We start from the raw sequence: 25,023 nt of genomic DNA on the forward strand, positions 1-25,023 counted from the left end.
GGTCATGAGCGGGGATGCGGGGGCGCCACCACCACTGACTGCGCGGGAGGTAGGCACGCTGCTGCTGGGCGTGGTCCAGGTGGCACTGGGCGCGGCGGCAGGCGTGGGTGTCGCGTTCTTCTGCTATCCGAGGGTCGTGTTCACACTCCTGGACGCGATCGGCCTCAATGGTCCGCAAGCGCCGGTCGGGCACGGCACGGATACCCCCGGCTACTGGGCTGTCTGGATTCTGTCCTTCGCCGTCGTCCCGGTGCTGCTCTGGCAGGCCTATCGCCTGCGCGCCACGCGGGCGTTCGTCGTCGCCATGGGTATCGCCTTCGTCGCGACCGGGCTGCCGGTCGCGTTGCTGATGATCAGTCTCGACAGCGGCGGGTTCGGGCCCAGCTGAGCCGGGGCGCGCGGATGTGTCCGAGTGCGCACCGGGGGTCGGGCGCCCGGGTGAGGACAACGTCACCGTAGGGCAACTGCTCAGAAAATCACAGGCAACGGGATCTATGGACGATATGTCGGATTATCGGTGCACTGTGGGCGGAGGCTGACGTGGTGGTGAGCGCACGAGCGGGCGTGGTGGCGAAGGCCGGTCTGGCCGAGGCGCGTGCGCGGATCGCGGCGGAACTGACGCCGATCGCGGTGCGGCAGCTGCCGGTGGCCGAGGCGGTCGGTGCGACGCTGGCCGTGGCGCTCACCGCGGGCACACCGCTGCCGCGGGTGGACAGCGCGGCCATGGACGGCTACGCGGTCGCCGGGCCCGGACCGTGGTGGCAGCTGCATCAGCAGGTGCGTTACGCGGGCCGCAACTGCTCGGTGGTGCTCGCCCCCGGCGAGGCGGTGCGCATCGCCACCGGGGCCGCCACGCCGCTGGGCACCACGGCCACGCTGCGTGACGAGCACGTGGTGCGCACGACCGTCTCGGGCAAACAGGTCGTCATGCGTGCCCCCGAGGCGCCGCTGCGGGACGACACCCGCCGTCAGGGCGAGCACTGGGACAGCGGCACCGTGCTCGCGCACGCGGGCACGCGGGTCTCGGCCGCGCTGGCCTCCGCCGCGCTCAGCGCCGAAGCCGAGACCGTCACCGTGCGGGGACCGCTGCGCGCCGACGTGGTCATGACCGGCGACGAGATCCGGGCCGTCGGACCGCTCGCGCCCGGGGAGACCCGCGATTCGCTGGGCCCGGTCCTGCCGGAGTTCCTGCGCTGCTGCGATATCGAGAGCACCGGGCTGTGGCATCTGGCCGACAGCCAGGACCTGCTGCGCTCGTGGCTCGGCCTGAAATCGCACGCGGACCTGGTGGTCATGGTCGGGGCGACCGGACGCGGCGCCGCCGACCACCTGCGTGTGCTGCTCGCCGACCTGGGTGCTCGCGTCATCGTGGACCGGGTCGCCCTGCGGCCGGGTGGTTCCACCGTGGTGGCGCAGCTTCCCGACGGCCGGGTGCTGCTCGGTTTGCCGGGCAATCCGCTGGCCGCCGTGGCCGCTCTGCTCGCGGTCGGTCCCGCGGTCGCCGACGCGCTCACCCTGCGCACCGCCGGACCGACCATGTGGGGCCGGCTGGCCGACGCGGGGGTCATGGCGGGTGAGGCCACCCGGATCGTCCCCGTCCAGCAGCATCCCGGGGGTGTCTGGCGCAGCACCGGGCCCGCGCACACGCCCCATCTCGCGGGGCTCATCGGCTGCCAGGCGCTGGCGGTGCTGCCGCCCGGCACCGGCCGGGGTTCGCTCGTCGAACTCCTGCCGCTCCCCTACTGATTCTCGGACCACGAAACAGGCTGCGCGGCAGAGGTACTCGGCGGCGTGAGCCGTTACCTGATTCCGGCGCTGTCAACCATCGACTGCCGTGGCTTCGGCGGTTGCCGTCCGCCCCTTCGGGTGCCGCACGAAGCGGTCGACCGTCCACATCACCACTCGGCAGATCAGCACCGTCGGGACGACGACCAGCAGCACGACGCGCAACACCACCAGCATCGCGGCGGCGAAGACGAACACCGGGCTCAGACCGTCGGGTGAGCCGAAGCCGTGCCGGGCGGACAGGGCCGACACGACCACGCGCAGCACGAGATAGGCCGCGACGAGGACGACGGGCAGGCGGATCGCGCGCCACCCGGTGCGCAGCAGGGTGGCGTTCATCGGGCCAGCTCCGGGCCTGAGGTCAGGAAGGCCAGCAGCAGAGCGTTGCCGATCGCGCCGCCGGTGGCGAATCGCGCGCGGTCCCCGCTCTGCAGCGGCAGGCCGAACAGGTCGGTGGTGCGGAACAGGCGGGTGAACAGGTCACGGTGGCCGAAAGCGCGCGCCGGGGCCAGCGCGAATCCGGTGGCCGACACCGATATTCCGAGAATCAGGGTGCCACTGTCCATGTCCCCCGGACCGCTGTATCCGTCGCCGTATTCGTCGATCGCGCCGAAACCGAGCACGGTGCGTTCCTGCCCGAACACGCCCTTCGCCAGTTCCTCGGCCAGCGACCGGTCCGCGAAGCCCGCGAAATAGGCGGCCAATCCGGTTCCGGAGGCGCGGGGTGCGTCGTGGGCGCGTCCGTCGGTGCCCATGCGCTGGATGACCAGCCCGGTCGGCCGGTCGATCTGCACCGCACGGACCCGTTCGGCCCAGTGTGTGAGGACCGCGGTGTGATCGGTGCCGGTGACCCGGCCGTGCACCGCGATCGCCGCCGCCACCGCGGCCACGTCGGTCGGGTACGCCTCGCCGGGGAAGGTGTCGAGCAGCCCGGTCGGCGAGGCGAGCAGGCGGCGTTCGAAGGCGGCGATCAGCGCGTCGTGGCGAGCGGCCAGGTCGGGCGGGAAGGCCGGGTCCACCAGGCGGGCCATGCCCAGCGCCAGCGCCGGATAGGACAGGTAGGCGTGCCCGTCCATGCTGTCCAGCTCCGCCAGCCCGTCCCGGCCGTGCCAGGCGTCGGTGAACTCGAACCGCAACTGCGGCAGCAGACTCTTCGTCGCCGCGCGGGTGACCACCGGCCCGTACCGCGCCGCCCACTCCGGACGCGCCAGCGACACCTGCGCCAGACCCAGCGCCGTCATCTGATGCGCGAGCAGCCCCCACATCCCGACCACCCGGTCACGCCCACCCCCGGCCCGCCACCGATCGTCCTCGGCCTCGAACGCCACCATCTCCTCGGCCAACGCCCGCACCCGCCCCGATTCCCCCAGAAACCACTCGTCGGCATCCCGCCCACACCACCACCGGGGCACCGCGCTCACCACCGCCACCGACACCACCACGGCAACCACGACCGCGACCACCCACCGAACCCCACGCCCGCCCCACGCCGCCCGGCGCCCACGTCCCATCCCACGAAGATACCTGCGCCACAAGGCCCTTCGCCGCCCTCGGACCCCGGAGCCCTCCCCTGCCCTCGCCCGCGCTACCGTCTCGGAAACGGGGAGGCTTGCATGGCAATCATTTTCGAGCTGGTGGTCAACTTCGGTGACGACATCGCCGCCGCGCGTGCAGCGGCGGAGCGTTTCCAGCCGGGCTCCGAACCGGTGATCCTGCCTGTGCGCGACCACCGCATCACGCTGCGCCGACACCTGATGGGCACGGCGGGGCCCATGTCGAACCGGTAAACGCTTCGGCCGAGTCGGCGAGGTAATGGCGTAGAACGTCGAACGGCCCCGATGCGGAGGTGCATCGGGGCCGGTCGAGGTTGGGTCAGCCGTGTTGGGGTGGCTGCCAGGGGCGGCCGTAGGGGTCCTCCGGGCGGTGGGGAGGCTGGGGCTGGGGTGGTGGGGGTGGCTGGTGTTGCTGGGGTGGGGCCGGGTGTTGCTGGGGGGCGATCGGGGGTGGTACCGGGAGCGGCGGCGGGGGCTCGACGGGGGCGGTCGGCTTGGGGCGGGGGGCGTCGAGGCTGTCGACCGGGGTGCGGGCGGTGGCCTCGGCGGCGCGCACGGCCTGTTCGATCTTCGGGTCGGAGGCGGTCTCGAACCAGTCGGCGACGTCGGAGTCGTCCTCGATCTTGACCGGCGCCACCTCTTCGGTGGACGGCTCGTAGCGGAAGACGCCGTCCTCGCCCTTGGTGGCGAAGTTCTGCGCGAAGCCCTCGAGCGCCTTGCCGAAATCGCTGGGCACCAGCCACACCTTGTTGGCGTCGCCGCGCGCCACCATGGGCAGTGTCTGCATGTACTGGTAGGCCAGCAGCTCGGGGGTGGGCTTGCCGTTCTTGATCGCGGCGAACACCTTCTCGATGGCCTTGGCCTGGCCCTGCGCCTGCAGGTAGGAGGCGGCGCGTTCACCCTGGGCACGCAGGATGCGGCTCTGGCGCTCACCCTCGGCCGAGAGGATCGCCGACTGCTTGGCGCCCTCGGCGGAGAGGATCTGCGCCTGCTTGGCGCCCTCGGCGGTCTTGATCTGCGACTCGCGGGTGCCTTCGGCGGTGAGGATCATCGCGCGCTTCTCGCGGTCGGCCTTCATCTGCTTCTCCATCGATTCCTGGATCGACGGCGGCGGATCGATGGACTTGAGCTCCACCCGGGCCACCCGCAGGCCCCAGCGGCCGGTGGCCTCGTCGAGAACGCCGCGCAGCTGGTTGTTGATCTGGTCGCGCGAGGTGAGTGTCTCCTCCAGCGTCATCCCGCCGACCACATTGCGCAGCGTGGTGACGGTGAGCTGCTCGACCGCGGCGATGTAGTTGCTGATCTCGTAGACCGCGGCCTGCGGGCTGGTGACCTGGAAGTAGACCACCGAGTCGATCTGCAGGGTCAGGTTGTCCTGGGTGATCACCGGCTGCGGCGGGAAGGACACGACACGTTCGCGCAGATCGACTTTCGCGCGCACCCGGTCGGCGAACGGCACGAGAAACGTCAGCTGACCGGACACCGTGCGCGAGTAGCGCCCGAGGCGTTCGATCACCGCCGCCTCGGCCTGCGGCACGAGCGCGATCGATTTGAAGACCACCACCACGACCAGCAGGACGAGGACGGCGGCCACGATCAAGGCAACCATTGCTTAAGGACCCTTCCAGACGACAGCGGTGGCGCCGTCGATCTTCATCACGTAGACGGTCACTCCGGGTTCGTACACTTCGCTCGGATCCAGCGGACGCGCGGTCCACACCTCACCGCCGAGCTTCACCTGCCCCGAATGCGCCGCCACCTCCTCGAGCACCAGGGCCGACTTGCCGGTCAGGGCATCGACATTGGTCGGAATCGGTGGAGGCGTGCCGAATCGGCGGCGCAGGACCGGGCGGACCCCGAGGAACAGCACCCCCGCGATCGCGGCGAAGACCAGCGCGTCACCCCACAGCGGCAGATCCGCGGCGGCGCTGACGCCCGCGGTGCCGAGCGCGGCCGCACCGAGCATGAGCAGCGTCAGATCCCCGGTGAGCATTTCCGCCGCCGCGAGCACGATGCCCGCGATCAGCCAGACTATTGCGGCCACCCCACCACCGTACCGTCTCGGACACCGTTGCGGCCGGACAAGAGGAAACGCCCCCGGTGCTGCGTTGGGCCGGTGGACAGTTCGCGGTAGCTTCGGGGGGTGAGTGCACGCGGCGGGTACGGCGACATCTTTTCCGGACATCAGCGCACCAGGAAGACCCCGGCACCGACCGTGGTCGCCGAGCGCGACCTGGTGGTGGAGGACGCGGCGAGCGGATTCTGCGGTGCCGTAGTGGGATTCGACCGCAGCTACGACGGTGAGTTCGTGAAACTCGAGGACGGGCGCGGCACGGTCCGGCTCTTCGCGCTGCGGGAGGCGGCATTCCTCATCGACGGCAAGCCGGTGACGCTGGTGAAACCCACCGCCACGCCGAAGCAGCCGGCCCGCTCGGCCTCGGGGTCCACCCGCGTGGAGGGCCTGCGGGCCCGGGTCGCGCGCACCAGCCGGATCTGGGTCGAGGGCGTGCACGACGCGGCGCTGGTGGAGCGGGTGTGGGGCCACGACCTGCGGGTGGAGGGTGTGGTGGTCGAGCATCTGGAGGGCCTGGACAATCTGGGCACCCGGCTCACCGAGTTCGGGCCGGGGCCGGGCGCGCGGGTCGGCGTGCTGGTCGACCACTTGGTGACCGGGTCCAAGGAGACCCAGCTGACCACCGGTCTGGGCCCGCACGTGCTGGTCACCGGGCATCCGTTCATCGACGTGTGGCAGGCCGTGCGCCCGGCCGCGGTGGGCATCGAGGCCTGGCCGACGGTGCCGCGCGGGGAGGACTGGAAGACCGGTGTCTGCGCGCGGCTGGGCTGGGGCACCCCGCAGCAGGGCTGGCGGCGCGTCTACGACGCGGTGGACTCCTTCCGCGACCTGGAATCGCCGCTGATCGGCGCGGTGGAGCGGCTCATCGACTTCGTGACCGAACCCGAGTAGTCCCGGCGCAGGGCACGCGACGAACCTTTATGCTCGATGATTATGTGCTCTCCCAGTGCCACGCTGACGCTGTGGGCCGGCTCCTGGCTGGCCGGGACCAGCGCGCCCGACGACGTGCTGGAAGCGTTGCACGCCTGGGCTTCCCGGCACACCATCGCCGCGGGCGACCCGGTCACCGGCGGGCGCACCGATCTGCCGTGGACCTCGCACGAGGCGGGCTCCGGGTCCGGCGCGATGCCGCTGCTCAAGGTGATCCGCGAAGCGATGGCTCCCGCGGGCGCGACCCTGCGACTGGTCCTGCCCGCCCCCGGTGACGTGCGCGGACTACCGGTCGGCACCGCCTTCGCCGCCGACGCGATCGACGCCGAGGAAGGTCTGCTGCTGGGCGTGCCCGGCCAGGAGGGCACCGGGCTGATCCCGCAGTGGGACGACGACGAAACCCTGCAGTGGACCGTGTACAGCGCGAACATCCCGCAGGTCGGCGGCCCGGACATGTCCCTCGGCGAGGCCGAGTACACCATGCGCGAATCGGTCCGCGACGCCGCCGACGCGCTCATGCGACTGCACACCACCGCGCTCGGCGCAGGCGACGCCGATCCGCGCGAACAGATCGAAGCCCAGCTGGCCGCCTACTCCCGGCACGCCTACCCCGACTCGATCCCGTTGCGCGCCAAGCGCATTCTCGACACCGCCGATCACGTGGCGGCGATTCTCACCGTCGCCCAGCACGAGCCCGCCTCCTCGCCCACCTCGGCGAGCGCGCTGGAATCGCACGAGTCGCTGCTGCGGCCGCTGTGGAACACCATCCGCCAGGCGCGCCTGGTGGCGGTGCACGCCGCGACGGGGCCGCTGGGCTGACCACCCGAGGGCGCACGCCGTGAATCGGTTTGCCGCGGTTCAGAATCCGCCGAGGGCGGTGCGCAGGGTCGGGACCGCGAGCACGGCGAGGGTGTCGGCGCGGATGACCGGGCAGGTCCGGTCGGTGACGGTGTCGACGACATCACGGTTGTAGGACAGCGCGGCATTGGCGACGGTGTCCTGGACCGTCCACAGCTTCATGGCACCGGTGAAGGCCACCCGGGCGACCTCCGGGCCCAGCGCCCGCCAGGTGCCGCGCTGGCCGCCGAGGATGCCGCACAGTTCGTCGACCGAGGCCTGCGAGATGGTGGGTTCGGTGGGCGCGGGCGGCTCGGTCTCGTAGCCGGATTCCTTGCCGCAGCCGGTCAGGCCCAGGGCCGCGGCGGCCAGCACGAGCACCAGGCCGTATCGGGGCGCTGTCGATCGCATCGGAAGTCCTCCGATCTGTCGAGCACAACTCCGGAAAGCCTACTCCCCCGGCTGGGGGTACCCGGCGAATGTTTATCCGGTTGTGTTCAGCGCCGGGCCGGGCGCGCGGGCAGCTCGCAGCAGCCGGGGGCGCACAGCGCGCCGTCGGCGGTGCAGCCGTAGCCGGGCACGGTGCCCAGTTCGCGGACCGGTCCGGCGTCGGTGCGCTCCTGGATCAGCTCGACGATCATCCGGGAGAACCGCGGGTCGGTGCCGGGGGTGGCCGCGCGCGCGAAGGCCATGCCGAGCTCGGCGGCGCGGGTGGCGGCCTCGTTGTCGAGGTCCCAGATCACCTCCAGGTGATCGGAGACGAAACCGACCGGGCACACGACCACCGCGTCGACGCCCTTGCCGTGCAGCACGTCGAGATGGTCGACGATGTCGGGGTCGAGCCAGGGCACCTGCGGCGGGCCCGAGCGCGACTGCCACACCACGTCGTAGTCAGTGAAACCGGTTGCCGCGGCACACAATCGGGCTGCCTCGGCGACCTGCCTGCTGTAGAGGCGGCCACCGTCGGCGGGCGGGCCCGCCGAGATGTCGGCCGAGACCGGGATGGAGTGCGCGGTGAACACCAGGCGCGCCCCGTCGCGGCGGTCGGCGGGCAGCCGCGCGAGGGCGGCGGTGATCGCGTCGGCGAAGGACTCGATCAGCAGCGGGTGGTCGAAGTACTGGCGCAGTTTCACCAGCTCGGGGGCCTGCGCGCCGACGGCGGCCCTCGCCCGGGTGATGTCCTCGTCGTACTGGCGACAGCCCGAGTAGCCGCCCCACGCCGAGGTGGGGAAGACCAGCGCCGAGCGCACGCCGTCGGCGGTCATCCTGGCGACGGTCTCCTCGACCATCGGATGCCAGTTGCGGTTGCCGAAATACACCGGCAGGTCCAGCCCGGCCGCGGCCAGGTCGGCCTCGAGCGCGGCGATGATTTCGCGGTTGAGTGCGTTGATCGGCGAGACCCCGCCGAAATGCAGGTAGTGCTGCGCGACCTCGGCGAGCCGTTCCGGGGGTACCCCGCGGCCCCGAGTGACGTTCTCCAGGAAGGGGATCACGTCCTCGGGACCCTCGGGGCCACCGAAGGACAGCAGCAGCAGCGCGTCCGGCATCAGTTGGCGGTGAAGCCCTCGGGGAACCACATGTTGTGGCTGGCGCCGCCGTCGACGTAGATGATCGAGCCGGTGGTACCGGGCAGCCAGTCCGAGAGCAGCGCCACGATCGACTTGCCCACGACACGCGCGTCGGCACCGTCCCAGCCGATCGGCGAGGCGCCGTCCCAGTACTCGTCGAGCTGACGCAGCTGCTTGGCGTCGTCGGTGGCGGTGCCGGCGATGGCCTTGGCCGCCAGGGTCTTCACCGGACCCGCGGCGATCAGGTTGGAGCGGATCTTCTTGGCGTAACCCACTTCCCGGGCCACGTACCGGTTCACCGACTCGAGCGCGGCCTTGGACACGCCCATCCAGTTGTAGTACGGCATCGCCACGCGCGGATCGAAGTCCATGCCGACGATCGAACCGCCCTCGTTCATCACGGGCAGCACGGCGCGGGCCAGCGAGGCGTAGCTCCACGCGGAGATCTCGAAGGACTTGGCCACATCGGGGCCCGGCCCCTCCAGGAACGGCACCGCGTCCGGACCCATCAGGGTCTTGGGCGCGAACGCGATCGAGTGCAGCACACCGTCGATGCCCTCGGGGGCCAGCTCGCGCAGCGCGTCGGCCAGCGCGCCCAGGTTCTCCTCGTTGGTGATGTCCAGCGGGATCGCGGGGGGCACCTCCTGCGGGAGGCGCTTGGCGATCCGGTCGATCAGCCGCAGCCGCTCCGGGATGCCGGTGATGATCACCTTCGCGCCCTGCTCCTGCGCGACCGCGGCCGCGCTGAACGCGATCGACGAGTCGGTGATGATGCCGGTGATGAGGATGGTCTTGCCTTCGAGCAGTCCGCCCATGAGTTTTCGGTTCTCCCTGAGATCTGTGTGGTGTGCCGCCACCTTGTCGGTGGCGCGGGGTGATCCTTAGCGGATCAGTGGCCCATTCCCATGCCGCCGTCGACCGGGATGACGGCACCGGAGACGTAGCGGGCGTCCTCGGAGGCGAGGAAACTGACCACGGCCGCGATCTCCTCGGGCTGGCCGACCCGCCGCAGCGGAATGTACTTCTCGACCATGTCCTTCATGTCCGCGGGCAGATCGGCGGTCATATCGGTTTCGATGAAGCCGGGCGCGACGACATTGGCGGTGATGTTGCGCGAGCCGAGTTCGCGCGTCACCGAGCGGGCCAGACCGATGACACCGGCCTTGGACGAGGCGTAGTTGATCTGGCCTGCCTGGCCCATCATGCCGACGACCGAGCCGAGGAAGATCATCCGGCCCCACTTCGCCCGCAGCATGGCGCGGTTGGCGCGCTTGGCGACGCGGAAGGCACCGGTGAGGTTGGCGTCGATGACCTTCTCGAACTGCTCCTCGGTCATCCGCATGAGCAGGGTGTCGTCGGTGATACCCGCGTTGGCGACCAGCACCTCGACCGGACCCTGGTGCTCCTCGACCTCGGTGAAGGCACGATCGACCGAATCGCTGTCGGTGACATCGCACTTCACGCCGAACAGACCCTCGGGCACCCCCGATCCGCGATGCGTGACGGCGACCTTGTGGCCGTCGGCGAGCAGGCGCTGGGCCACCGCGAGACCGATACCGCGATTACCGCCGGTGACCAGGACCGACCGGGATGTGACGTTCGACATAGGGTCCAACCTATCTGTTCCAGTTCGTGGGCCCCGCGTCAGGGTCGCGGCACTGCGAGGACTCACAACGCGGGGCGGTGCGTGCTAGGGCAGGCGTTGACGATAGAGCAAACTCACCACGACACCGGCGGTGACGAACAGCATGCCCGCCAGCAGCCAGGGCCTGCTCGCGTCGCCGCGGGTGGTCTCGTAGCCGATCTGCTCTTCGAGGGTGTCGTAGACGGCGGTGAGTTCGGCCAGCGAGGAGGCGGTGTAGAAGTCGCCGCCGGAGAGCTTGGCGATCTCCTGCAGCGAATCGTTGTCGACCGGCACCTTCACCCGCTGCGAGCCCTTGCCGTCGGAATCCGGGATCTCGACGGTGCCCCATTCGGTGCCGAAGGAGATGGTCGAGACCGGGATGCCCTTGTTCTTGGCCAGCCGGGCGGCGGTGAAACCGTGGCGCGGGTTGTCGACGTCCTTGTCGTCGGGCACGGTCTGCTTGCCGTCGGACATGAGCACCACACGCGCGGGCGGGGGTGTCTCGGCGCCGCCGAGTACCGCGGCCAGGGTGTCGATGGATTGCAGGGCGGTCAGGATGCCCTCGCCGGTGGCGGTGCGTTCGGCCAGTTTGATGTTGTCGATGGAGTGCTTGACGGCCTCGCGGTTGGTGGTCGGCGAGACCATCACCGAGGCGGTGCCCGCGAAGGTCACGAAACCCAGGTTGATGCCGGGGGTGAGCCCGTCGACGAACTCCTTACCGGCCTTCTGGGCGACCTGCAGCCGGTTGGGCGGCACGTCGGTGGCCTCCATCGACAGCGACACGTCCATCACCAGCACCACGGTCGCGCGGTTGCGCGGCACCTTCTGCACCGCGGTGGGACCGGCGGCGGCGATGGTGAGCAGGATCAGGCCGACCAGGATCAGCGCGATCGGCGCGTGCCGCATCGGGCTGGGCCGCGCGGGCGCCACCTTCTCGAGCACGGTCATGTTGCCGAACTGCAGCATCCGCTTGTGCCGGGCGCGCTGGACCAGCACATAGCCGAGAACCAGCAGCGCGACGACGAGCAGGAAACCCAGCCAGACGACGGCCGTGAAATGCGAAATACTCACTGGCGAGGCACCCGCCCGCTCGGGGCGCCGAGGCTGTGGCGCCGGGTGGACACGAACCGGACCACATCGGCGATCCAGTCCCGATCGGTCTGCAGGGTCAGCACCGGCGCGCCGCAGCTGCGCAGCGCCTGCTGCACCTGCTCACGCTGGGCCTTGGCCGCGGCCGCGAAATCGGCACGCAGCGTGGGGGTGACGCTGAATTCGCGGGTGCGCCCGGATTCCGGGTCGTGCAGCACCACGTCGCCGCCGTCGGGCAGGGCCACGTCGAGCGGGTCGAGCACCTCGACGGCGAGCAGGTCGTGGCGCGCGGAGATGGCGCGCAGCGACCGCTGCCAGTCGACGTCACCGAGGAAGTCGCTGATCACCACGGCCAGTCCGCGTTTGCGCTGCGGGCGGCGCAGCGATTCGATGCCCGCCTTGAGATCGCCGCGCACGCCGTCGCGGGCGTGCGGGGTGGTGGCGATGCCGCGCAGCATGGTCTGCGCGTGCAGGCGCCCGCTGCGCGCGGGGATGCGGACCAGGTCCTGACCGGTGGCCACGACGGCGCCGATGCGGTTGCCGCCGCCGGAGGTGAGGTGGGTGACGGCCGCGGCGGCCGCGATGGCCAGGTCGCGCTTCTGCACCCGGCCGGTGCCGAAGTCCAGGCTCGACGACAGGTCGACCACGAGCCAGGTCTCGAGCTCGCGGTCGGCGATCATCTGCCGCACGTGCGGATGGGTGGTGCGGGCGGTGACCGACCAATCCATCTGCCGCACATCGTCACCCGGCTGGTAGAGCCGGGCCTCCCCCGGCTCCGAGCCGGGACCGGGGATCAGGCCCTGGTGATCGCCGTGCAGCACGCCGTCGAGGCGGCGGCGCACCGTCAGCTCGAGGGTCTTGAGCGCGGCCGCCAGCTTCGGATCGGTCAGCTCACCGGCCCGGAACGACGGCGGCGCGTGCGGCGCCATGGTCACGCGGACAACGGGTTCCGGAGCACTCACTGGGGCCCGGCGTGGCCGGCGGGCTGGGACTGCTGCCCGTTCACCGGCTGCGGCACAGGCTGTTGCTGGGCGGGCGGCTGCGGCACCGGCGGCTGCTGCGGGGCAGCCTGACCGCCGACGGCCTGCGGGGCGACCTGCGGCAGCCCGACGGTCTGCAGCACCCGCTTGATGACCTCTTCCGGGGTGACCTCGTCGGCCAGCGCGTCGTAGGACAGCACCAGGCGATGACGCAGCACGTCCGGGATGACCTCGACGACGTCCTGGGGCACCACGTAGTCGCGGCCGCGGATCAGCGCCACCGAGCGGGCCGCGGCGATGATGCCCAGGCTCGCGCGCGGGGAGGCGCCGTAGGAGATCCAGCTGGCCACATCGGTCATGCCGAACTCGGCCGGGGTGCGGGTCGCGGTGATGACCCGCACGACGTAGTCGACCAGCGCGTGGTGCACGAAGACGTTGGCGGCCAGCTTCTGCAGGCGGATGATGTCCTCGGGAGCCAGGATCTGCTTGGGCTCCGGCGGGGTGACACCCATCCGGTAGATGATCTCGCGTTCTTCCTCGACCGAGGGGTAGTCGACGACGACCTTGAACAGGAAGCGGTCGCGCTGGGCCTCGGGCAGCGGGTAGACGCCCTCGCTCTCGATCGGGTTCTGGGTCGCCATGACCAGGAACGGATCGGGCATCGGGTAGGTCTTGCCGCCGATGGACAGCTTGCGCTCGGCCATCACCTCGAGCAGGGCCGACTGCACCTTGGCGGGCGCGCGGTTGATCTCGTCGGCGAGCACGAAGTTCGCGACGACCGGGCCGAGCTCGGTGTCGAATTCCTCGCGGCCCTGCCGGTAGATGCGGGTACCGATCAGGTCGGTGGGCACCAGGTCCGGGGTGAACTGCACCCGGGAGAACGACCCGCCGACGACCTTGGCGAAGGTTTCCACGGCCAGGGTCTTGGCGACACCGGGCACACCCTCGAGCAGCACATGGCCTCGTGCCAGCACACCGACGAGCAGTCGCTCGACGAGCCGGTCCTGACCGACGATGACCCGTTTGACCTCGTAGATCGCCTTCTCGAGAGTCTGGACGTCACGCTCCAGGGTGCTCGTCGCAGCCGTACCGGCGTCTTTCGCCAGCTTCGGCCCGCTCACACCTTCCGTCGAAGTCACCAACATCCCCGCTTTCGCTTTGGTCCTGTGCGTGCCGCCCCAACTATTCCAGGTAATAGCCCGGCGCGCCGCAACCGGCCAGGAGTGGACACGAATTCGTCCGCCACCCTACGCATGTGCGCGGCGGCCCGCCCGTTCGACGGCGCGAGTTCGCACTGGTCGAACCCGCTGCGGACCGTAGTTAGGTTTGACTATCCTTATTCTGAAAATGTAGCGTCCGGATTGTCGCCGCAGGTTCTCGGCGGCACCCGTTCCGAATTCGCGGAGGAAGTGTCATGAAGAAGATCGCCGCGGTGCTCGCCGCCCTGGGTTTCACCGCCCTGCTGACGACCGGTCTGGCCGCGCCCGCGCTCGCCGACCGCTCGGTGCGCGACGCCCAGGTCGCCGACCTCTACCTGCGCGACGCGGACCCCTCGCTCGACGCCATCGCCGGGCAGTTCGCCGCGCTGTGGAATCCGAACCTGCCGATGGGCCCGAAGCAGGAGGTCAGCTACCACGGCTCGACCGTCGGCCCGGCGCTGCAGGGCATCCTGTCCCAGGGCGGGGTCTACGACTTCCTGTCCATCCAGCTGCGCGCGACCTCCAAGAACATCAGCGGCAACACCATGACCGCGTCGATGTCCGGTGTGATGGCGGGCTTCCCGGCCTCGAGCGGCACCTACACCTACGTCCGCGAGGACGGCCTGTGGAAGGTCGACTGGAAGGCCACCTGCGAGGGCATGGGCGGCTGCACCGGTAACCCCGACTTCGGCTACTGAACCACGCCTGTCCGATGACGCACTCCCCGATGATCACCGTGTCCGGCCTGTCCAAACGCTACGGCGGCAAAGCCGTCGTCAGCGAGGTCGGTTTCGAGGCCCCGGGCGGATCGATCACCTATCTGCTCGGGCCCAACGGCGCGGGCAAGTCCACGACCATGCGCATGATCGCCGGTCTGACGACTCCCGACGCGGGCACGGTGCGCATCAACGGGCGGTCGCTGCGTGAGCTCGCCGAGCCCATGCGCGAGATCCGATTCAATCTCGACACCTTCGCCCGCAACCCGAAGCACACGGCCCGACAGCATCTCCTCTGGCAGGCCCGCCTCGGCGGTGTCCCCGCCGCCGACGCCGACGCGGTGCTCGAGCGGGTGGGCCTGGCCGAGGTCGCCCGGCGACCGGTCGGGCGGTTCTCGCTGGGCATGCTGCAGCGGCTCGGCATCGCGACCGCGCTGCTGGGCGACCCGCGGACGCTCGTGCTCGACGAGCCGGACAACGGCCTCGACGTGGACGGCATCCTGTGGCTGCGCGAGCTGCTCACCGGCCTGGCCGCCGAGGGCCGGTCCCTGCTGGTGGCCTCGCACAATCTGACCGAGGTGGAGATCACCGCCGACCGGATCGTGATCATGGGCCGTGGCCGGGTGTTGTCCGACGCGAACCGGGACGAGACCCTGGCGCTCGGTTCCGGGCCGCGCAGGCTGGAATCGGCGTACACGACGGTGACCAGGGGCAGCGTCGAGTACCGCGGCGCCGGCGCGCGCGACGACGAGGCGGAACAGTGAGTGTGACAAGGGATCTGGGCCGCGCGATCGGCAGCGAAGCGGCGAAGCTGTCCTGGCGCAGCCCGGTGTGGACGGCCATCGTGCCGATCGCGGTGCTGCTGCCGGTGGCGCTGAACGCGAGCCTGGCCGTCGCCACCCGGATGAACAAGGTCAACGGCGCGGGCGGCATGGACACCAACAACGCCGGGTACTGGGTGATGATCTTCTCGACGATCGTGCTCATGTCGGCGGGCGTGTCCTCGCTCAGCAACGAATTCAAGTACGCCACAGCGGAACTGGTCTACGGCGCGCAACCCCGGCGCTGGCTGCTACCGGTCGCCAAGCTGGTCGTGTTCGGCCTGATCGCCGCGGTGACCACGCTGGTGACCGTGCTCGTGCTGCTCGCGGTGTTCCCGGTGGTGTTCTCCGACGTGTGGGGCCGCGTCGAGCTCACCTCCCCCGCGGGGGTGCGGCTGCTGTGGGCGCTGCCGGTCTTCGCGTTCTTCGTCAGCGCCCTCGGCATCGGTCTGGCCGGGCTCATCCCGCGCCCCGGTGTCGTGGTGGGCGCGGTGCTGCTGTGGAAGTTCGGGGTCGAGCAGTTCACGGCCATGCTGCCGGTGAAGATCGGCAATGTGGTCCAGCAGTGGATGCCGTTCAAGAACGGCGAACTGGGCGCCGGGCAGTATCCGACGATCAAGCCCGCCTTCGGCAGCCCCAACGGCGCCCTGCTGTTCTTCGCGCTGGTCGCCATCGCGTTCTTCGTGCTCGGGACGCTGCGGCTGTCGCGGCGCGATCTGACCACCGACTGACGGTTCGTCAGCTGACGACGCGCACCGCGTAGGGCATGATGCCCGCCTCGCGGACCGGCGAGATCTTCACGACGTCACCGGATTCGGGGGCCTCGATCATCTTGCCGTTGCCCAGGTAGAGGGCCACGTGGGCGCTGCCGCCGGGGCCCCAGAACAGCATGTCGCCGCGCTCGCGTTCGTCGACGTCGACGCGGGTGCCCGCGTTGTACTGGTAGCCGCTGTAGTGCGGCAGCGAGACGCCGATGCCGGCGAAGGCGTAGAGCATCAGGCCCGAGCAGTCGAAGCCGACCTTGTTGTAGTCGCCGTGCGCGTCGGCGGTGCCGCCGTCGCGGATGCCCAGGGTGGGGCCGTCCTCGTCGCCGCCGCCCCAGGCGTACTGCACGCCCAGCTGCGACATCGCCCGGTCGATCACCGTTTCGACGGCCGCCGACCCACCGATCTGGGGCTGGGTGGGCCGGGGTTTGGTCTTGCGGGGCGAGGCGGGGGTGGATTCGAGCTGGGTGTGCGGGCGCTGGCCCTCCCCGAGCTGGGCGGCACGGTCGCGGGCGGCCTGGTCGGCGGCGGCGCGGGCCGCGGCGGCGTTGGCGGCGGCCAGCAGGGCGGTGATCTCGGCCTTGCGCTGGTCGTCCCAGGCCAGGAACACCTCGCGCTGGCTCTGCAGACCGGCCACCGTGGCGCGGGCGGTGTCGAGCGCGGTCTGGGCGGCGGCGCGGTCGCGCTGGAGGTTGTCGCGGGCCACGGCCTGGGTGTCGTATTCGGTCTTGGCGACGGTCATGGCCGTTTGGGCGGCGTTCTTCTTGGTCTCGGCGGCACCCGCGGCGGCGTCGGCATCGGCCTTGGCCTGGCGCGCGGCGGAGTTCTGGTTGGCCTGGGCGATCTGGGCGCGGCGCAGGTCGTCGAGCACCTGGCGCTGGTTCTTCGACACCAGCGACAGCACCTGCGCGCGGTCCATGGCGGCGTCGGGGGTGGCCGAGGACAGGTAGGTGACCACCGAACTGCTCGACGGCCGCACATACGCCTGGGTGGCGACCTGGTCGAACTCGCCCCTGGCCACGTCGACCTTGGCGCCCGCGTCGGTGAGCTGGGTCTGCGAGTCGGCGACCGCGGCCGCGGCGGCGTCGGCGGCGTCGCGCGCGCTCTGCAGGTCGACCAGCGCCTGGTTGACGGCCTCGCGCTTGGCGGCGAGCACGTCGTCGAGGGCTTGCAGCTGCTGATCGGCGGCGGCGACCTGGTTGATGAGATCGCCGATCCGGCCGACCCGCGCGTCGACATCGGCGCCCGCTCCGGCGATCTCGCCGTCGGAGGGATTGGCCGGTGGCGGGGGCACCGCCGCGACCGGTCCGGCGCCGGCGAGCACAGCCAGCGCCATCAGCAAACCGATCGCTATCCGTAAGAGACGGGGTTCGTCCTGCCTGCCCGCAGCGCGCACGGCTCCTCCGAGTAACTCGACTCGACACACGTCACCGGCGCATCAGTCCACCCACAGACCACAGAAGTCGACCAATGCCCCCTGTACCACTGCATTCCCACTCGCGAACACCGCAACCGTACGACACATAGTTCACAAAGGAAACATCCGCACCAGAACGACACGGGCGTAATTCGCGGATAGCCCAAAGTTAGCCTGTCAAAGGACAGGTTTCTCCCGCGATAAACAGACCGAAGGTCTGGGTATGTGACTGAAGGGAAACCAGTTAACCGGCAGATCCCGCATCGGCGTGTGCCGACAGCGTCCGGTCCTCGGTGTCCGGGCCGCGCCGGACCTTCACGACGTAGAGCCCGGCGATCACCAGGGCGGTCAGGGTCAGCAGGATCGCGGTGATCACGCCCCAGGACGTGCCCTCCGGCTGCTCGAGCCGGTCGACGAAGGCCTGCACGGCCTCCTCGGGATGATTGCCCCGGTACTTGGCCGCGTCCTCGGCCCACTCCAGCCGGACCCGGCTGATGCTGTCGCTGTAGGTGCCGATCCAGTCGTCGCTGAAGACCGCGACGGTTCCGTGGGTGCTCTCGCCGAGCTGGGTGGCCAGGTCACGTAGGCTCGAGTCGTGGCCGGGATTGCCGGGAACGACGACGACACTGAGCGGGATCCCCTCGGATCGCGCCGCAGCGACGATCGCCGCGAGTTCCTCTTGGTCCTTGCCCTTGGGAGCGGCGACGTGATTGTCGGCGAGATCGGATTCGACACTGCTCGGCACAATGTTCGGCGGCAGTTCCGCGGCCATCGGCGCAAAGGTGTAGAAGGTCATCTTCCATCCGGTCTGTCGAGCCTCGGTCGCCTGGCGTGCGACGGGCGTCCAACATGGCAGGGTGAGCGTCACTGCTGTCTGTCCCCGACTCGCTCGACAGGCACAGTACGCGACTCCACGGTCGAACACGGCGCCACGGCACCCACAACCGCCCCCGCGTATTTCATAGGACAAGCGTACTGTTAGGCTCGTACCGCGAGGAAACCGGCGCTCACGGCGCCGGATCCCCTCCGAAGACGCGAGCCGCCGGCACAGCCCCGCCGGCGGCACACCCTCACACATGAGTGGAGCTGACGTGACGAAGATTGATACCTTCGGCGCCAAGGGCACGCTCGAGGTCGGAAGCAACTCCTACGAGATCTTCCGTCTCTCGGCCGTCCCCGGCACCGAGAAGCTGCCCTACGCCCTGAAGGTGCTGGCGGAGAACCTGCTGCGCACCGAGGACGGCGCCAACATCACCGCCGACCACATCCGCGAGATCGCGAACTGGGACCCGTCGGCGCAGCCGAACGTGGAGATCCAGTTCACCCCCGCGCGCGTGATCATGCAGGACTTCACCGGCGTGCCCTGTGTGGTCGACCTCGCCACCATGCGTGAGGCCGTCACCGCCCTCGGCGGCGACCCGAGCAAGGTCAACCCGCTCTCCCCCGCCGACATGGTCATCGACCACTCGGTCATCCTGGACGTCTTCGGCCGCGCCGACGCGCTGGAGCGCAACGTCGAGCTCGAGTACGAGCGCAACGGCGAGCGCTACCAGTTCCTGCGCTGGGGCCAGGGCGCCTTCGACGACTTCAAGGTCGTCCCCCCGGGCATGGGCATCGTCCACCAGGTCAACATCGAGTACCTGGCCCCCACCGTCATGGTCCGCAACGGCCAGGCCTACCCCGACACCTGCGTCGGCACCGACTCGCACACCACCATGGTCAACGGCCTGGGCGTGCTGGGCTGGGGCGTTGGCGGCATCGAGGCCGAGGCCGCGATGCTGGGCCAGCCGGTCTCCATGCTGATCCCGCGCGTGGTCGGCTTCAAGCTGACCGGTGAGATCAAGCCGGGCGTCACCGCCACCGACGTGGTGCTCACCGTCACCGACATGCTGCGCAAGCACGGCGTGGTCGGCAAGTTCGTCGAGTTCTACGGCAAGGGTGTGGCCGAGGTTCCGCTGGCCAACCGCGCCACCCTGGGCAACATGAGCCCCGAGTTCGGTTCCACCGCCGCGATCTTCCCGATCGACGCCGAGACCGTGAACTACCTGCGCCTGACCGGCCGGTCCGACGAGCAGCTCGCGCTGGTCGAGGCCTACGCCAAGGAACAGGGCCTGTGGCACGACGCGGACCACGAGCCGGAGTACTCCGAGTACCTGGAGCTGGACCTGGGCACCGTGGTGCCGTCCATCGCCGGCCCGAAGCGCCCGCAGGACCGCATCCTGCTCAGCGAGTCCAAGACCGCGTTCCGCTCCGACATCCGCAACTACGTCGGCGAGGGCGAACTGACCGCGCTGGACGAGGCGGGCGAGGAGTCCTTCCCCGCGTCGGACCCGATCGCCGTGTCCGCCGCCGCGGCCGACGACACCTACACCCCGGCCCACTCGGCCGCCAACGGTGCCACCGGTCGTCCGTCCAAGCCGGTCGAGGTGCGCTCGGCCGAGCGCGGTGACTTCGTGCTCGACCACGGCGCCGTCGTGGTCGCGGGCATCACCTCCTGCACCAACACCTCCAACCCGTCGGTCATGCTGGGCGCGGCCCTGCTGGCGCGCAACGCGGTGGAGAAGGGCCTGTCCACCAAGCCGTGGGTCAAGACCAACATGGCGCCGGGCTCGCAGGTCGTCTCCGACTACTACGAGAAGGCCGGCCTGTGGCCGTACCTGGAGAAGCTGGGCTTCTACGTCGGTGGCTACGGCTGCACCACCTGCATCGGTAACACCGGCCCGCTGCCCGAGGAGATCTCGGCCGCGATCAACGACAACGACCTCTCGGTCACCGCCGTGCTGTCGGGTAACCGCAACTTCGAGGGCCGTATCTCCCCCGACGTGAAGATGAACTACCTGGCTTCCCCGCCGCTGGTCATCGCCTACGCGCTCGCGGGCACCATGGACTTCGACTTCGAGGCCGACGCCCTGGGCAAGGACACCGACGGCAACGACGTGTTCCTGAAGGACATCTGGCCGTCCCCGCAGGAGATCGACGACACCATCAAGTCGGCGATCAACCAGGAGATGTTCAAGAAGTCCTACGCCACCGTGTTCGACGGTGACGAGCGCTGGCAGGGTCTGGCCACCCCGGAGGGTGACACCTTCGCGTGGGACGAGAAGTCGACCTACGTGCGCAAGGCGCCGTACTTCGACGGCATGCAGATGGAGCCCTCGCCGGTCGCCGACATCACCGGTGCCCGCGTGCTGGCGCTGCTGGGCGACTCGGTCACCACCGACCACATCTCCCCGGCCGGTCCGATCAAGCCGGGCACCCCGGCCGCGCAGTACCTCGACTCGCACGGTGTGGCCCGCAAGGACTACAACTCGCTGGGCTCGCGGCGCGGTAACCACGAGGTCATGATCCGTGGCACCTTCGCCAACATCCGGCTGCGCAACCAGCTGCTCGACGACGTCTCGGGTGGTTACACCCGCGACTTCACCCAGGACGGTGGCCCGCAGGCGTTCATCTACGACGCCTCGCAGAACTACCAGGCCGCGGGCATCCCGCTGGTCGTGCTCGGTGGCAAGGAATACGGTTCGGGCTCCTCGCGTGACTGGGCCGCCAAGGGCACCAGCCTGCTGGGCGTGAAGGCCGTCATCACCGAGTCGTTCGAGCGCATCCACCGCTCCAACCTCATCGGCATGGGTGTCGTCCCGCTGCAGTTCCCGGCCGGTCAGTCGGCGGCCTCGCTGGGCCTCGACGGCACCGAGACCTTCGACATCGTGGGCATCACCCAGCTCAACGAGGGTGTCACCCCGAAGACGCTGAAGGTCACCGCCACCAAGGAAGACGGCTCGAAGGTGGAGTTCGACGCGGTCGTGCGCATCGACACCCCCGGTGAGGCCGACTACTACCGCAACGGCGGCATCCTGCAGTACGTGCTGCGCAACATGATCCGCGGCTGACACCGCGCATCCCGGTGGTGCAGTATCGAATGATGCTGCACCGCACGGGCATCCGTTCCGGGTGCCCTTCTTGCGAGAGCCCCCGTCTCGGTACATCCGGGGCGGGGGTCCGTGTATTTCCCGTTGGAGGACTCATGCCCAAGGTCAGCGACGACCACCTCGCCGCCCGCCGCAGCCAGATCCTCGACGGCGCACGGCGCTGCTTCGCCGAATACGGCTACGACGGCGCCACAGTGCGCCGTCTGGAGGAGGCCATCGGCCTCTCGCGCGGCGCCATCTTCCACCACTTCCGCGACAAGGACGCGCTGTTCTTCGCCCTGGCCAAGGACGACGCCGAACGCATGGCCGAGGTCGCGGCCAATCAGGGCATCGTGCAGGTCATGCGGGACATGCTCGCCCGCCCCGAGGAATTCAACTGGCTCGGCACGCGGCTCGAGATCGCCCGTCGCGTGCGCACCGACCCCGATTTCCGGGCGGGCTGGACCCAGCGCTCGGCCGAACTGACCGCCGCCACCCTGGCCCGCCTGGAACGCCGCAAGGCCGCGGGCGCGCTGCGCGACGACGTGCCCACCGATGTGCTGCTCGGCTACCTGGATCTGGTCCTGGACGGCCTGATCGCGCGCATCGCCTCCGGCCACACCGACGACAATCTCTCCGCCGTGCTGGACCTGGTCGAGGCCTCGGTCCGCCGCCGCGACTGAGAACCGCACCGCCGCAACCCTTCCGGTTAGGGTGAGGGGTGTCGGTCAGCCGCGAATTCGTCCTCGATCTCACCCGTCGAGCCGCCCGTGATCTGGGCATGCGCACCTACTGGACCTCCTGGATTCTGCTGCTGGCCCTGGTGCAGGCGTGCCGCCGTGACGCGCTGAGCCTGCCCGCCGCGGACCGCCACGACGCGCGCCGCGGCGCACTGGCCGAGGAACTCGGCGAACTCCGTGCCATGGTGTGGCGCGCGGGGATCGATCCCGATCGGGCCGCCGAGACGGCCGCGGCGACCTGGCGGGCCGACCACTCCACCCCGTGCCACGAGGACGAACCGCGCCTGCGCCCGCACACGCAGGCCACCCTGGTCCTGGGCCGGATGCACGAGCGCGCCGCGGGCGATCCCCGCGCCACGGCCGGCGACGGCGCGCCCGATCCCCGTGCCGTCCACCTGTTCCTGGGCCTGCTCGACCATCCCGACGGCACCGTCGGCACGTTCCTGCGCGAGCTCGGCACCGATGTCGTCGCCGCCAGGGAGGCGGCGGCGGTGCCGGGTGACGAGTGGGCGCTGGGCGAGGTGGTCGACGAGCGCTACGAGGTCACCGCGATCATCACCGCGGGCGGCATGGGCGTGGTCTACCGGGTCCACCACCGCGATTGGGGCGTCGATCTCGCGGTGAAGGCACCGCGCGCGGAGCATTTCGCCGACCCGTCGGTGCTGCCGATGTTCGAGGCCGAGGCGCGCGCCTGGCTCGAACTCGGCGAGCACCCGAATGTCGTGGCCTGCCGCTATGTTTCGCGCTATCGCGGGTTGCCGCGGGTGCTGGCCGAGTGGGTGCCCGGCGGCAGTCTCGCCGACGCGATCGAGGACCGCGCGCTCTACGCGCAGGGCAGCGCGACCGCGCTCGCCCGGATTCTCGACATCGCGATCCAGAGCGCGTGGGGGCTCGATCACGTGCACCGGTGCGGTCTCGTGCACCAGGACGTCAAGCCGGGCAATATCCTGCTCGCGCCCGAGCCCGACGGCCGCACGCTCGCCAAGATCACCGATATCGGCCTGGCCAGGGCGTGGACGGTGGGCGCGCCCCGGCAGGTCGAGGCCCTGCGCCGGGCGGTGGATCTGGCCGGGACGGTAGCCGCCGGATACGCCGGGTACACCCCCGCCTTCTGCTCGCCCGAGCAGCACGCCTGGTCCACCGGTACCCGGCAGCTGCTCGACCGGGCCACCGATGTGTGGTCGTGGGCCGCGACGGTCCTGGCGATGTTCCACGGGCACCGCCCCTCGATGCTCGGGACCGAGGCGCCGCGCCTGCTGGACCAGCTCGTCGACGGCACCGGCCCGGCACCGCGTCCCGCACCGGATGTCCCCCCGCTGCCGCCGGAGATCGCCGAGGTGCTCGCACAGTGCCTGCGGCCCTACGCCTATCGGCCGCACGACATGAACGCCGTCGCCGACCGGCTGATCGCCGCCCACCGCAAGCTCTTCGGTGCGGACTATCCGCGCGGGCGCCCGGCCGCGCCCGCACGGCGTCCGGTCGAGGCCGTGGTCAACGAGGCGCTGTCGTGGCTGGAGCTCGGTGAGCTCGGTACCGCCCGCGCGCTGCTGAGGGCCGCGGTCGAGCAGGACCCCACCCACCCCTACGCGGTCTACCATCGCCTCCGGCTGGACTGGAGGACCGGCGCGATCACCGACCTCGAGATGCGGGCGGGTGTGCTGGACGCGCAGCGCTCGGACCCGCTCGACCCGGTGTACGAGCTGTTCCTCGGCGCGGTCGCGCTGGAACGGTGTGACGGCGGCGGGTCGCGCAGGCACCTCGACCTGCTCCCCTGGCAGCTGCCCCACGATCCGATGGCCCAGCGCCTGCTGACCACGGCCCATCACCGCCAGGTCCACGGCACGGCGTCCACCGAACGGCTCGGCGCACCCATCGGGCGCCTCGACGCCGACGGAGGGGTCCACCTTCTCGCGGACGCACCCGCGACACCACCGCGTTCGGCCGGAACCGATCCGGTATCGCCGATCGTCGCGACCGGTGCCGACGGCGCGCTGGCCGTGGTCGGCACGGCTACGGGCGCGGTGTTCCTCGCGGAGGTGTCCACCGGCCGGGTTCTGCGCACCCTGGTCACCGGGGGCCCGCCGGTGACCCACGCCGTCCTGGCCGACCGGGACACGAAGGTCGTCGTCGCGACACAGGACGGCACGGTGCGAACCTTTTACGTCTCCCGGCGCGTCGAGGCACCCCTGCTGCTGCCACCGCCGGGGTGGCGGCACCGGCAACGCGCCGTGCGCGCCGCCGTCGACCTGACCCGGCAGCTCTTCGCCGCCGGGAAACTGCCCGAGGCACGCGCCTGCCTGCGCGCGGCCGACCAGCTGCCGACCGCGCAGCGCCACCCCGCGCTGATCCGGTTGCGGCGCGAGGTCCTCGGCCACCGGCGCGGCGAATTCCGGACGCTGTGGCCCCGGCCGCTGGGCATCCGGTCGTGCGAACGGATCCACCTCGCCGCCGACGGCACCCGGGTCGCGGTGCTCGCTCCCCGGGACTTCGACGGGGTCACCACCCCGGGCTGGTGGTGGATCGACACCATCACCCGGGAGACGACCCCGTCCGACGGGCCGCCTGCCGTCCCGGCGACTCTGCTGCCCGACGGGTCCCGGCTCGAGGTCGACCCGAACGGTCAGCTGATCAGGACGACAGTGGACGGGCGATCACACCCGGCCGGCGTGGAAGGCGTGGACCGGGTGCAGGTCAGCGCGGACGGGCGCACCGCCTTGCTCACCGGACGCGACGGCTCCCAGCGCGTCTGGTATCCGGACCAGGAGCGGACCGGTGCGGCCCTGCCACCCGGTCCGGTCGCCGCGGCCGCGCTCGCGGCGGATGGCACCTTCGCGCTCGTGTACCGCAGCGGACTGACACTGTTCGACCTGTCCACCGGCGAACTGTCCGACGACACCTACCGTTCCCTCACCGGCCTGGCCGAGATCCAGCTGTCCGCCGACGGCCGCACCGCGATCACCCGGGAACCCACCGCGGTCACCGTCTGGGAGCTGCTCTGGGACTGATCCGCCGCCGGCG

24 protein-coding genes are annotated in these 25,023 nt (G+C 70.5%); 11 read left to right on the plus strand and 13 right to left on the minus strand.

Annotated elements, in window-relative coordinates; genetic code table 11:
* The first annotated feature begins 4 nt into the window (after positions 1 to 4).
* Both ACFC06_RS06490 and ACFC06_RS06495 read left to right on the plus strand, forming a co-directional pair.
* Entirely contained in the window at positions 5 to 388 is a 384-nt protein-coding gene (locus tag ACFC06_RS06490; protein WP_375928505.1) for a hypothetical protein, read from the plus strand.
* 158 nt (positions 389 to 546) lie between these two features.
* Positions 547 to 1,746, plus strand: a complete 1,200-nt coding sequence (locus ACFC06_RS06495; protein ID WP_375928507.1) for a molybdopterin-binding protein — start codon at positions 547 to 549, stop codon at positions 1,744 to 1,746.
* 72 nt (positions 1,747 to 1,818) lie between these two features.
* Here ACFC06_RS06495 and ACFC06_RS06500 read toward each other — a convergent pair whose 3' ends face one another.
* Both ACFC06_RS06500 and ACFC06_RS06505 read right to left on the minus strand, forming a co-directional pair.
* Positions 1,819 to 2,124, minus strand: a complete 306-nt coding sequence (locus ACFC06_RS06500) for a hypothetical protein (RefSeq protein ID WP_375928509.1) — start codon at positions 2,122 to 2,124, stop codon at positions 1,819 to 1,821.
* Positions 2,121 to 3,296, minus strand: a complete 1,176-nt coding sequence (locus ACFC06_RS06505; protein ID WP_375928511.1) for a hypothetical protein — start codon at positions 3,294 to 3,296, stop codon at positions 2,121 to 2,123. Before ACFC06_RS06505 ends, ACFC06_RS06500 begins: the two co-directional genes overlap by 4 nt.
* A 102-nt stretch (positions 3,297 to 3,398) precedes the next feature.
* Here ACFC06_RS06505 and ACFC06_RS06510 point away from each other — a divergent pair, with 102 nt between their 5' ends.
* Positions 3,399 to 3,572 (plus strand): hypothetical protein, encoded by a 174-nt coding sequence (locus ACFC06_RS06510; protein ID WP_375928513.1) that lies wholly within the window; start codon positions 3,399 to 3,401, stop codon positions 3,570 to 3,572.
* Positions 3,573 to 3,657: 85 nt separating this feature from the next.
* On the opposite strand, the gene ACFC06_RS06515 is transcribed toward ACFC06_RS06510, so the two are convergent.
* On the minus strand, positions 3,658 to 4,947 hold the full coding sequence (locus tag ACFC06_RS06515; protein ID WP_375928515.1) for an SPFH domain-containing protein: 1,290 nt from the start codon (positions 4,945 to 4,947) through the stop codon (positions 3,658 to 3,660).
* Positions 4,948 to 4,950: 3 nt separating this feature from the next.
* Positions 4,951 to 5,382: an NfeD family protein gene (locus ACFC06_RS06520; protein ID WP_375928516.1), complete on the minus strand. Its 432-nt coding sequence runs from the start codon at positions 5,380 to 5,382 to the stop codon at positions 4,951 to 4,953.
* 99 nt (positions 5,383 to 5,481) lie between these two features.
* Here ACFC06_RS06520 and ACFC06_RS06525 point away from each other — a divergent pair, with 99 nt between their 5' ends.
* Both ACFC06_RS06525 and ACFC06_RS06530 read left to right on the plus strand, forming a co-directional pair.
* Positions 5,482 to 6,303, plus strand: a complete 822-nt coding sequence (locus ACFC06_RS06525; RefSeq protein WP_375928518.1) for a DUF3097 domain-containing protein — start codon at positions 5,482 to 5,484, stop codon at positions 6,301 to 6,303.
* A gap of 42 nt (positions 6,304 to 6,345) precedes the next feature.
* Positions 6,346 to 7,161, plus strand: a complete 816-nt coding sequence (locus tag ACFC06_RS06530) for a hypothetical protein (protein ID WP_375928520.1) — start codon at positions 6,346 to 6,348, stop codon at positions 7,159 to 7,161.
* A 39-nt stretch (positions 7,162 to 7,200) separates the two neighbouring features.
* On the opposite strand, the gene ACFC06_RS06535 is transcribed toward ACFC06_RS06530, so the two are convergent.
* From ACFC06_RS06535 to ACFC06_RS06565, 7 genes are all read right to left on the minus strand, one after another.
* The gene (locus ACFC06_RS06535) at positions 7,201 to 7,590 is read right to left on the minus strand and encodes a hypothetical protein (RefSeq protein WP_375928522.1); all 390 of its coding nucleotides are present in this window, start codon (positions 7,588 to 7,590) and stop codon (positions 7,201 to 7,203) included.
* A gap of 86 nt (positions 7,591 to 7,676) precedes the next feature.
* Positions 7,677 to 8,726: a ferrochelatase gene (locus tag ACFC06_RS06540; RefSeq protein WP_375928524.1), complete on the minus strand. Its 1,050-nt coding sequence runs from the start codon at positions 8,724 to 8,726 to the stop codon at positions 7,677 to 7,679.
* Entirely contained in the window at positions 8,726 to 9,562 is an 837-nt protein-coding gene (inhA, locus tag ACFC06_RS06545; protein ID WP_375928526.1) for an NADH-dependent enoyl-ACP reductase InhA, read from the minus strand. The genes ACFC06_RS06540 and inhA overlap by 1 nt, the downstream gene beginning before the upstream one ends.
* Before the next feature lie 74 nt (positions 9,563 to 9,636).
* Positions 9,637 to 10,353, minus strand: a complete 717-nt coding sequence (gene fabG1, locus ACFC06_RS06550) for a 3-oxoacyl-ACP reductase FabG1 (protein ID WP_375928528.1) — start codon at positions 10,351 to 10,353, stop codon at positions 9,637 to 9,639.
* 84 nt (positions 10,354 to 10,437) lie between these two features.
* Entirely contained in the window at positions 10,438 to 11,442 is a 1,005-nt protein-coding gene (locus ACFC06_RS06555; protein WP_375928530.1) for a VWA domain-containing protein, read from the minus strand.
* Positions 11,439 to 12,389: a DUF58 domain-containing protein gene (locus tag ACFC06_RS06560; RefSeq protein ID WP_375935239.1), complete on the minus strand. Its 951-nt coding sequence runs from the start codon at positions 12,387 to 12,389 to the stop codon at positions 11,439 to 11,441. The genes ACFC06_RS06555 and ACFC06_RS06560 overlap by 4 nt, the downstream gene beginning before the upstream one ends.
* A gap of 29 nt (positions 12,390 to 12,418) precedes the next feature.
* Positions 12,419 to 13,585 carry an AAA family ATPase gene (locus tag ACFC06_RS06565; protein ID WP_375928532.1) on the minus strand — a complete coding sequence of 389 codons (1,167 nt, stop codon included), beginning with the start codon at positions 13,583 to 13,585 and terminating at the stop codon, positions 12,419 to 12,421.
* Positions 13,586 to 13,854: 269 nt separating this feature from the next.
* Here ACFC06_RS06565 and ACFC06_RS06570 point away from each other — a divergent pair, with 269 nt between their 5' ends.
* The 3 genes from ACFC06_RS06570 to ACFC06_RS06580 are packed head-to-tail and all read left to right on the plus strand — an operon-like array spanning position 13,855 to position 15,907.
* A complete protein-coding gene (locus tag ACFC06_RS06570) occupies positions 13,855 to 14,337 on the plus strand; it encodes a hypothetical protein (RefSeq protein ID WP_375928534.1) in 483 nt (160 codons plus the stop codon).
* A gap of 14 nt (positions 14,338 to 14,351) precedes the next feature.
* On the plus strand, positions 14,352 to 15,119 hold the full coding sequence (locus tag ACFC06_RS06575; RefSeq protein ID WP_375928536.1) for an ABC transporter ATP-binding protein: 768 nt from the start codon (positions 14,352 to 14,354) through the stop codon (positions 15,117 to 15,119).
* A complete protein-coding gene (locus tag ACFC06_RS06580; RefSeq protein WP_375928537.1) occupies positions 15,116 to 15,907 on the plus strand; it encodes an ABC transporter permease in 792 nt (263 codons plus the stop codon). Before ACFC06_RS06575 ends, ACFC06_RS06580 begins: the two co-directional genes overlap by 4 nt.
* 7 nt (positions 15,908 to 15,914) lie before the next feature.
* Here ACFC06_RS06580 and ACFC06_RS06585 read toward each other — a convergent pair whose 3' ends face one another.
* Positions 15,915 to 17,276, minus strand: coding sequence for an NlpC/P60 family protein (locus tag ACFC06_RS06585; RefSeq protein ID WP_375928538.1), 1,362 nt, complete (start codon positions 17,274 to 17,276; stop codon positions 15,915 to 15,917).
* 325 nt (positions 17,277 to 17,601) lie between these two features.
* Positions 17,602 to 18,153, minus strand: a complete 552-nt coding sequence (locus ACFC06_RS06590) for a DUF6676 family protein (protein ID WP_375928539.1) — start codon at positions 18,151 to 18,153, stop codon at positions 17,602 to 17,604.
* 280 nt (positions 18,154 to 18,433) lie between these two features.
* Between ACFC06_RS06590 and ACFC06_RS06595 the strand changes: the two genes are divergently transcribed.
* The 3 genes from ACFC06_RS06595 to ACFC06_RS06605 all read left to right on the plus strand — a co-directional run bounded on the left by ACFC06_RS06595 (position 18,434) and on the right by ACFC06_RS06605 (position 25,010).
* On the plus strand, positions 18,434 to 21,247 hold the full coding sequence (locus ACFC06_RS06595; protein WP_375928540.1) for an aconitate hydratase: 2,814 nt from the start codon (positions 18,434 to 18,436) through the stop codon (positions 21,245 to 21,247).
* Positions 21,248 to 21,381: 134 nt separating this feature from the next.
* Positions 21,382 to 21,948, plus strand: a complete 567-nt coding sequence (locus tag ACFC06_RS06600) for a TetR/AcrR family transcriptional regulator (protein WP_278264340.1) — start codon at positions 21,382 to 21,384, stop codon at positions 21,946 to 21,948.
* A 38-nt stretch (positions 21,949 to 21,986) separates the two neighbouring features.
* Positions 21,987 to 25,010 carry a protein kinase gene (locus tag ACFC06_RS06605; protein WP_375928542.1) on the plus strand — a complete coding sequence of 1,008 codons (3,024 nt, stop codon included), beginning with the start codon at positions 21,987 to 21,989 and terminating at the stop codon, positions 25,008 to 25,010.
* Positions 25,011 to 25,023: the final 13 nt, after the last annotated feature.

This window comes from Nocardia sp. NPDC056064 (assembly GCF_042266925.1).
Lineage (GTDB): Bacteria > Actinomycetota > Actinomycetes > Mycobacteriales > Mycobacteriaceae > Nocardia.